The sequence below is a fragment of the Pseudoalteromonas sp. BSi20311 genome, assembly GCF_000239875.1.
In the GTDB taxonomy this organism is placed as follows: domain Bacteria; phylum Pseudomonadota; class Gammaproteobacteria; order Enterobacterales; family Alteromonadaceae; genus Pseudoalteromonas.
Genome location: NZ_BADU01000005.1, coordinates 1 through 7125 on the forward strand (window position 1 = coordinate 1; position 7125 = coordinate 7125).

The window sequence follows — 7125 nt, forward strand, 5'->3', positions numbered from 1 at the left end:
ACTTTAGGTTTTTAAGTGGTTTACCCCATGGCGCATATTTTGGCGCAGCCTTGTTATTGGCCTCAGATATAGCGCCTGTTGGAAAGCGTGCTAGCTTTATGTCAAAAGTATTTATGGGGCTGACGGTCGCAACCATTGTAGGCGTACCCGTAGTAACCCTCGTTGGGCAAAACTTGAGCTGGCGCTATTGTTTAGCTGGGGCAGGTGTACTGGCGTTTATTGCCTTTATTTTTGTTTATTATGTGGTACCCAATGTTAAAAACACTCATAAGTCTAATTTACTTAACGAGTTAGGGGTATTAAAAAATAAACTGGTTTGGTCTATTTTGGGTATTGTTATTATTGGTTTTGGTGGCGTGTTTTGTATTTATACTTATGTCGCCGACACTATTTTAGATGTAACCCAATCACCCGCGTACACCATTTCAATTGCGATGGTGATGTTTGGTATTGGCTCCACACTCGGTAACTACCTACTAGGAAAAGCAGCTGATAAATCGGCAATTAAAACCACGGGACTAACCCTTGCCTCAACTATTATTTTTGCATTTGCGTATGTGAGTGCCAGCTATAATATTTACTTACTTTATCTGGTGATCTTTTTTATTGGTTGTAGCTTAGGGCTTTCTACTTTAGTGCAAACACTGTTAATGGATGTATCGCCCAATGGCCATGCCATGATTGGTGCTCTCGTGCAATGTGCTTTTAACATTGCTAACGCGATTGGCCCTTGGGTGGGTGGCATTGCTATTGCGCAAGGTGCACAACCGAATCAGACCGGCTATGTTGCCGGAGCACTATTTTTAGGCGGGTTATTTATGTGGTGGCTAAGCTTTATACAAATAAACAATAATAACGCGAAACAAACGGCTGCAGCGTATTAAGTATAAAAAGAGCCGCGTATAGCGGCTCTTGTTATATTCATTACTTTAATTAATTACACGTCAATCGACGCCATATCAATAACAAAACGGTAACGCACATCTGAGCGTTCCATGCGCTCATAGGCGGTGTTAATTTCATCTATATTGATCATTTCACATTCAGGTAATACATTGTGCTCACCACAAAAATCGAGCATTTGCTGTGTTTCTGCAATACCACCAATCAAGGATCCTGCCACACGACGACGACCCATTAACAATGGCACTGTGTTTAGCTCATCTACAGGGCCTACTTGGCCAACAATCACTAACGTGCCATCAATATCAAGTAGCGGTGTATACAGTGATAGGTCATGCTTTACTGGTATAGTATCAATGATCACATCAAACGCTGATTGTGCATTTTTCATTTCATCATCGTTGTTCGACACTAAATAGTGCTGTGCACCTAGCTCAATAGCATCCTCTTTTTTAGATTCAGTACGGCCAATAACAGTAACCGTTGCACCCATTGCCACGGCATTTTTAACCGCCATATGGCCAAGCCCACCAAGGCCGACAACTGCAACGCGGCTGCCTTTTTTAACACCCCATTTGTGCAGCGGAGAGTAAGTAGTAATGCCAGCGCACAATAAAGGCGCCACTCGCGATAGCTCTAGATTTTTAGGTACTGAAAGCACAAACTCTTCACGAACTACAACATGCTTAGAGTAGCCACCTTGTGTCATTTCACCGTTTATTCTGTCTTTGCCACTGTAAGTGCCAACCATGCCTTCACGACAAAATTGCTCTTCGTGATTATGACATTGGTCGCAGCTTTGACATGAGTCAACCATACAGCCTACAGCAACGGTATCGCCTTGCTGATATTTAGTAACATCGCTACCAACCGAAATTACTTTACCAACAATTTCGTGCCCTGGTACTAATGGGTATTTACTGCCACCCCAATCGTTTCGCACTGCGTGTAAGTCTGAATGACAGACACCACAATATAAAATCTCTATTGCTACATCGTTATTTCGTAAATCGCGGCGCTCAAAAGAAAACTCTGTAAGTTCAGAACCTTGGCTTTTTGCTGCATATCCGACTGTTTTCATAATAACTCCATAGTTTATTAAAATTTATAACTCACACAGTATGCATTATCAGCTCTGAACATGAACTGACGTAGCAACTGCAAAAAACCCAGCATAATGCTGGGCTATTTTTATCAATTACTGCACCACAACGGCGTTTAACTCGTCAATCAGAGCTTTAATACGCTGGGCATTTTTGCCTAAATCACTTTTACCAATGCGAGATTTACTGCGTATGTCTACCACACGCTTACTGCCTTTGTCGTTAATACGCACGACAACATCATCTTTAAAGCCAAACCAGGTTGTGGTGTCTGTGGCTTCAACAATACCATTATTAACATCACTATTAACCAGTTCCCAACCAAGGTTTTCAATGGCTTTTGTTGTGGCTGCCACTAACTCTAGTTGCGTTTGGTTGTACTCGAGCGGTTTTAGCTCTGGATATGCTTTTCGTTGTTGCGCTGCAGTTTCTTCACCCGCGTAAGCAACAGGGTTGGGTGCATCAGCACGCAAAGGCACAACCGCAACAAACTCAGGTGGGTTAATTAAATCGGTAGAAATATCATGAATTGGCGGAACACTTTTTGCGGTATTCATCATGTTAAGCGGCATTGCAATAGCAACAGCTGCAAAAATAACCGTGATCACTGCACTGGCTAGGCTTACTGTTTTACGCATAAATAGCACTTGAACTAATAATAAGGCTAATGCTGCCCCACCAACATAAACACCTAATCTAAAACCAGCAAAAGCAGTGCCTAGTTCAACAATATTAAATTTATAAAGGGGTCCCGGTAGTACTACCATTAAAAAAGCGATAAGCCCAACTAAGGTCACTAAATGTTTCATTGCCTACTCCGTTATTGTTATATGGTTATTGTTTTTTAAACAGCTTTATACTGTTAACACTCCAATTTAGATTACTATGACCGATAAGTATCTATAAGGTCATAATTTATTGCTCTTTTAAAGTAGATAACTTGACTCCTTGGTAAAAATCAACAAACTACGGGGGTAAAATTATCAGGGTATTATTATTTATGAAAACAGAGATTAGTTACCGATTTGAGTCATCACAAGTGGCTAACCGCTTTTTACACGAATTAAAAGATTGGCCAGTCAATGACGTAAAAACACGCCTTTTCAATGGCGGCGACAGCGTTAAAGTAAGCTACGAATATGATGAAAGCGGATTTGATTATACCGTTGCCGAACTTGATGATTTAGCTGAGCAACACGGCGGACAAGAAGTATCGAGTTAAATCGACTTAAACCTAATCTGGTTACGTCCCTCTTTTTTTGCTTGATACAATAACTCATCTGCTGTTTTAATCACCGATTTAGGTTGTATATTTTGCTCAATTATACTGTTTGCATTGATACTCACGCAGCCAATACTAATAGTTAGCTGATTTTGTATATCAGAGCCAATATGATCAATATGTAAATCAATAATGGCGTTTAACAACAAGTTTGATACCTCAACACCTTGTTCATCACTGAGTCGATTAAATAAAAGAATAAACTCTTCGCCACCGTAACGAGCTGCCACCCCCTGATAAAGCAACGCTGTTTTATTTAAAACATTAGCCACTTTTTGCAGTGCGGCATCACCCGCTTGATGGCCATACACATCATTAAATTGTTTAAAGAAATCCACATCAACCAGTAATATCGTTAAAGTACTACGCTCATTTTTTGCTTCGCTCCACTGCTGATCAAATATTTCATCAAATGCACGACGATTAAATAAATGAGTGAGCCCATCTATCTTACTAATTCTCTCAAGCTCTTTATTTTTTTCACTTATTTGCATAAACAAAGCGTTAAAACCTTTAATCAGAACTTGCAGCTCTAAAAACTGATTACTCATTCTTAATGGGCTTAACGTGTTACGAAGTAGCATTTTATTTAATGCCTCAGCTCCGCTTATTAAAGGACGAATAAAATAACGATTAATAATAAATAAGCCCAGCAACGAAATAAGCAAAAACATTAATAGTGTTAACAACAAATCACGGTCTAATAAAGTAGGTAGTTGTTGATGATAATGTTTAATATCTATCAGCATAAGTGGCTCATTATTAATGTCGAGTAACACTCTTCGCCTTTGAGTAGCAATTTTACCGCCTTGTAAGCTACCCGTTAATTTTTTTAGGTGCGTATCAAACTGTCCATCGGCTGGAATAGAGTGGGTAAGGTCAACCTGTGACACACTGGCAATTTTTTGTATAAACGATGGGCGTACTTTTCTTATAAAAACCATAGCGCCAATTTGTTCACCCGTGTTATTGGTTTTTCTGATCATATGAGATGCAAACATCACTGGTCCATATTGCGTTTTTAAAAAACCAGAATGTTGTAAGCTGTTATTTTGTGGGGTGATATAGTTGAGAGGTAAAATTGATTTATTTTTTTTGTGTGTTTGTAAGTTAAATTCAGGGGCATCAAAATCATTAACTTGTACATAATTATGTGTTCTAGAGTAAACCAAATTAAAGTTCATATCATAAATAAATACGCCATCAATTTTCAACGATTTAAAGGTATCATCAACAAAGTTTGAGCTAATGTAACGAGAGCCTAGCGTTTGTAAAAACTCATAACTATCGTCCCACACAGCGTAATCATAATTTAGCGTTTTTAAAAATACAAACTCACGGTCTAAGGCAATTTTTACGCTTAGTAACTCTCTGTTTTGGTAATCTTCAATACTTTGCTCAATGTTAGGTAAACTAAAAAAGTAGCGATAACCAACTAGTAAACCAGTGACCATGGTCATTAAAATTAATATGCTTGTTATTACAAAGTATCTAAGTGACATAAGCTCTGCATTTTAGTATTTTAGGTACAGCTGCATGTAAGCTTTAAGTTTAAAGCTTACATGCACTTTGTTGAAATAGGTATTACACAACGTATTAAAGACCCCTTACCCAATTCACTTTCAACCTCTATAGTACCGTTGTGCTCTTTGAGTATGTTGTAAACTATAGCCATTCCCATACCAGTACCTTGGCCTACGGGTTTAGTGGTAAAGAAAGGATCGAATATTTGTTTAAGTATGTCGCCATCCATCCCACAGCCGTTATCTGCCACCTCAATATAAATATTATTTTTATTAGCAAACAGCTTAATGGTGATTTTTCCCTGCTGATCGTACTGGCTATCACAGGCCTGTTTGGCATTAATTAATAAGTTTACAAATACTTGTTTCATCGATGATAAATTACACTGCGTTAAAGGTATTTTTTCTATATGTAACTCTATAGCACACGTTCCCAACTGGTTGTCGAGTAACTTTAGCGTGCCATTTAATGATTCTGTAATATCTGCCATTGCAGTTACGTTGTCTTTTAGGCTGGCAAAGTCGACAAGGTTGCTAACAATATGAGCGATACGCTCTAATCCCTCTTGGGTATCATCAACTAAGTCATCAATATCGTCCACTATAAAGCTTATATCGTTCTCTTGGTTAAGCTGAACTAAAATAGACTCTAACTGCGATACTGAAATCGATTTGTCTACAAATTGTTGAGCTGCCGTCATTAACGTAACCAACATGGGCTTTATAAATTTTATACTTGCTACATTACTGGTTATATAAGCAAGCGGGTTATTTATTTCGTGGGCCATCCCAGCAGAGAGTGTGCCTAGCGTGGCCATTTTTTCACTTTGCATTAAAGTTATTTGTTGGTTTTTGACCGTTTCGAGCTTTTCTTTCAGCTCTTGATTAGCAATAAATAATGCCCGTGTTTTGTCTTCTAGTAGGGTTTCTAATTGATCTCTGGCTGATTTTTCGCGCAAATACGCTTTTTTATAATTGTAGTCGTCTTCAGCCATGGTGAGTCCCATAGTTTACTTCAATTAAGCACGAATCAAACCCATCATGCATGCACTGAGCATGGTTAAGTTTAACATCGACTCCATAATGAGACGCAGCACCAAAAATAAGCCCTTCAGCGCACATACAAAGCTGTCGCTTAGAGTTGTAGCGCATTAAAATAAACCCGTCTTCAATAATTTGGGCGTCAATTTCAGGTAAATTTGGCTCATGATAAAGCTTAGCTACTTCAACATGAATTACTTTATCAATGCCAATAATAAGATCAGCAAAACAATTAAAGTTAGCAACAATACTAGGATGACGCCCCTTCAAATGAGAGAACAAATACTCTCCAAAGGCCTTTAATACCTCTGACATAGACATAGAAAGTGCAGTTGCTACATCTTGTGCTAAAGCAACTATCTCTTCATCCGGGTAACTTTCTGCAGAAATATAAACACGACCTTGCGGTGCATTTTTTTCAAGTAAGTCGTCCCATGCTGCCATGCCACATTTTTCGATAACTAGTGCCTCAAGCCCTCTAAAGATAACGCCTTTCATGCATGTTCCTTCTATCATCATTTTTAGATTGTTAGCTGCATCTTCACTTAGTTACAAACGCTCGCTGCCTTACTACTCATATGCACATTCGCGTAATAAGTTTTACCCTATAAAACATCAGCATTGAAGTAATAGTAGTTTAGTCACTTGGAAAACGCCCAAAAATGTTCGTTATTTGCATGCTCTAAGATTAATCTTAACTTAAATTGAGAAAGCGTGATCACATTCTGCTTTTTACTCTATTGGTGGCAACGCTATTGGCAGGATCGTCTGGCCAAAAATGACTCGTAATATCCTGTTGAATTTTAGATTGACACATAAAAATAAACTTAAAAACATTGTTATTTAAAGAATTTCAATTAATTTTCAACATAACAACTTTGACAGTCAACATCACATAATATGTTTGACATTAATTATGTGAATGTTGACACATTGAATACGATGATTGACACTTTTAAATTAGATTATGATTAAGCACGACGTCGTGTTGACTTACCAGAAAGCGTCGTCAACTCTAGAATCTTTAATATAATGCCTGATGTTGTATACCCACTGACCTCTACTTCATGGCTTTGTATATCACCCCAGTATTTTAAGTAAATAGTCCCTATTCCTTTGTAAAAGTCCAAAAATAGATATTCCGTAAAATCATATATCCCTAAATCTGCAAACAAATTCAGTATGTTTATATTGTGTACTGTGCATTCACCTTTATTGCTCTCATATCCGCTCATTTCGAATCGAAGCTTTGTACTTTCTCTTCCATCAAACG

Annotated in this window: 8 protein-coding genes; 2 read left to right on the plus strand and 6 right to left on the minus strand. The window is 38.2% G+C overall.

Annotated elements, in window-relative coordinates:
- Window positions 1–884 (plus strand): MFS transporter (locus P20311_RS00975; protein WP_036984584.1); only part of this gene is annotated, 884 nt, incomplete at its 5' end.
- 53 nt (window positions 885–937) lie between these two features.
- Here the strand turns inward: P20311_RS00975 and P20311_RS00980 are convergent.
- Window positions 938–1984: an NAD(P)-dependent alcohol dehydrogenase gene (locus tag P20311_RS00980; protein ID WP_008108622.1), complete on the minus strand. Its 1047-nt coding sequence runs from the start codon at window positions 1982–1984 to the stop codon at window positions 938–940.
- A gap of 117 nt (window positions 1985–2101) precedes the next feature.
- The gene (locus P20311_RS00985; protein WP_008108625.1) at window positions 2102–2815 is read right to left on the minus strand and encodes a DUF1499 domain-containing protein; all 714 of its coding nucleotides are present in this window, start codon (window positions 2813–2815) and stop codon (window positions 2102–2104) included.
- A 191-nt stretch (window positions 2816–3006) separates the two neighbouring features.
- Here P20311_RS00985 and P20311_RS00990 point away from each other — a divergent pair, with 191 nt between their 5' ends.
- Window positions 3007–3228, plus strand: coding sequence for a hypothetical protein (locus P20311_RS00990; RefSeq protein ID WP_008108632.1), 222 nt, complete (start codon window positions 3007–3009; stop codon window positions 3226–3228).
- On the opposite strand, the gene P20311_RS00995 is transcribed toward P20311_RS00990, so the two are convergent.
- The 4 genes from P20311_RS00995 to P20311_RS19215 all read right to left on the minus strand — a co-directional run.
- Window positions 3225–4790 (minus strand): diguanylate cyclase, encoded by a 1566-nt coding sequence (locus tag P20311_RS00995; protein WP_238529416.1) that lies wholly within the window; start codon window positions 4788–4790, stop codon window positions 3225–3227. The genes P20311_RS00990 and P20311_RS00995 overlap by 4 nt on opposite strands.
- 56 nt (window positions 4791–4846) lie before the next feature.
- Entirely contained in the window at window positions 4847–5806 is a 960-nt protein-coding gene (locus P20311_RS01000; RefSeq protein ID WP_008108636.1) for a sensor histidine kinase, read from the minus strand.
- Window positions 5799–6350, minus strand: a complete 552-nt coding sequence (locus P20311_RS01005) for a heme NO-binding domain-containing protein (RefSeq protein ID WP_008108637.1) — start codon at window positions 6348–6350, stop codon at window positions 5799–5801. The genes P20311_RS01000 and P20311_RS01005 overlap by 8 nt, the downstream gene beginning before the upstream one ends.
- 473 nt (window positions 6351–6823) lie before the next feature.
- Window positions 6824–7125, minus strand: a 302-nt coding sequence (locus tag P20311_RS19215; RefSeq protein WP_036984586.1) for a hypothetical protein, incomplete at its 5' end; no start/stop codon positions are given.